Source organism: Corallococcus sp. Z5C101001, from assembly GCF_007352635.1.
Taxonomy (GTDB): domain Bacteria; phylum Myxococcota; class Myxococcia; order Myxococcales; family Myxococcaceae; genus Corallococcus; species Corallococcus silvisoli.
The window spans coordinates 1-1,979 of record NZ_VKLU01000047.1 but is presented as its reverse complement, the minus strand read 5'-3'; the positions used below and the strand labels follow the sequence as shown (position 1 = coordinate 1,979).

The 1,979-nt window shown below is 70.6% G+C and carries 1 protein-coding gene; it reads left to right on the top strand.

All coding sequences use genetic code 11. The features are described from left to right. Positions 1–1,979, top strand: a 1,979-nt coding sequence (locus FOF48_RS36120; protein ID WP_255443075.1) for a condensation domain-containing protein, incomplete at both ends; no start/stop codon positions are given.

Sequence of the window (1,979 nt, the reverse complement as noted above, 5' to 3'; positions counted from 1 at the left end):
TTCCGCATCGAGCTCGGCGAAGTCGAGGCCGCCCTCGCCTCCCACCCCTCCCTCGCCCAGGCCGTCTCCCTCGTCCGTGAGGACCGCCCAGGAGACCGCCGCCTCGTCGCGTACCTCATCGCGCGGCCCGGCCAGACGGTGCCCACGGATGAAGTCCTCCGCGCGCACCTCAAGCAGGGGCTGCCGGAGTACATGGTGCCGCAGCACTTCGTGGCCCTGCCCGCGCTGCCGCTCACGCCCAACGGCAAGGTGGACCGCAAGGCCCTGCCGTCGCCGCAGGTGGAGTCCCACGAGGATGCCTATGTGGCGCCCCGCGACGAGACGGAGCAGAAGCTCGCGGCCATCTTCGCCGACGTGCTGGGCCTGCGCCGGGTGAGCGTCACGGCGGACTTCTTCCGGTTGGGTGGCCACTCACTGCTGGCGTCGCAAGCCCTCACGCGCGCGAGCCGCGACCTGGACGTCAGCCTCACGCTGCGCCGGATGTTCGAGGCGCCCACCGTGGAGAGGCTGGCCCGGCTGGTGCGCGGTGACGACGGGGCCACGAGCCCCGCGCAGCGCATCTCGCCCCGCGCCGGCACCGCGCCCGCGCCGCTGTCCCTCATGCAGCAGCGGCTGTGGTTCCTGGAACAGCTCAACCCGGGCACCGCCGTCTACAACCTGCCCTCGGCGTTCCGCCTCCATGGCGCGCTGGACGTGGGCGCGCTGCGCTTCAGCTTCAACAAGCTGCTGGAGCGTCAGTCGGCGATGCGCACCTTCGTGCGATGGGACGAGGGCACGCCAGTGCAGCACGTCGCCCCATCGCTGACGGTGGAGCTGGAGCCGGTGGACCTGGAGCAGGTCCCCGCGAACCAGCGCGAGGAGGACCTGCTGCGCCGCCTCCAGGCGCTGGCGGACGAGGCCATCCCCATCACCGCGCCGCCGCTGTTCCGGCTGACGCTGTTCCGGCTGGGCGCCACCGAGCACGTCCTCTTCTTCATGCCCCATCACCTCATCTGGGATGGGTGGTCGTTCGACGTGTTCCTGCGCGACCTGGACGTCATCTACTCGGCGCTCACGAAGGGCCAGGAGCCCACGCTCCCCACGCTGCCCATCCAGTACGCGGACTTCACCGAATGGCACCGCGGCTGGCTCCAGGGCGAGGAGCTGGAGCGGCAGGCGCGCTACTGGAAGCAGCAGCTCTCCGGGAACCTGCCCGCGCTGGAGCTGCCCACCGACAAGCCTCGCCCCGCGCAGATGAGCCTCAAGGGCGGCACCGAGCCGTTCGTCCTCACGGGCGCGGAAGTGGACGCGCTCACCCGGCTGGGGCGCGAGTCGAACGCCACGCTCTACATGGTGCTGCTCACGGCCTTCAAGACGCTCCTGCACCGCTACAGCGGCCAGGAGGACCTGGTGGTGGGCACGCCCATCCGGGGCCGCTCGCATCCCGAGGTCGAGGACCTGCTGGGCTTCTTCGTCAACACGCTCGTCCTGCGCACGCGGATGGGGCCGGAGCTGACGTTCCGGCAGCTGCTGGAGCGCGTGCGCACCACGTGCATGGAGGCCTTTGGCCACCAGGACATGCCCATCGAGCTGCTGATGCAGCAGCTGGGCGTGCAGCGCGACCTGAGCCGCACGCCGCTGTTCCAGACCTTCTTCACCTTCCAGGACGTGCGCAACCGCGGCGCCAGCCTGGGCGACCTCACCTACGGTCAGGTGCACGTGCACGCGCACGCGACGCCGCTGGACCTGAGCTTCTGGGTGAAGGAGACGGCCCACGGCATCGTCGGCGGCATGGATTACAACACCGACCTGTTCGAGCGGGACACCGTGGTCCGCATGCTCGAGCAGATCCGCACGCTGCTCCGGGCCGCGGTGTCGGACGCGGGAGTGGCCGTGTCGCGCCTGCCGCTGCTGCCCGAAGCGGAGAAGCAGCGCGTGCTGGTGGACTGGAACGCCACCGCGAAGCCCTTCGACCGCGAGGCCTTCGTCCACACCCTCGT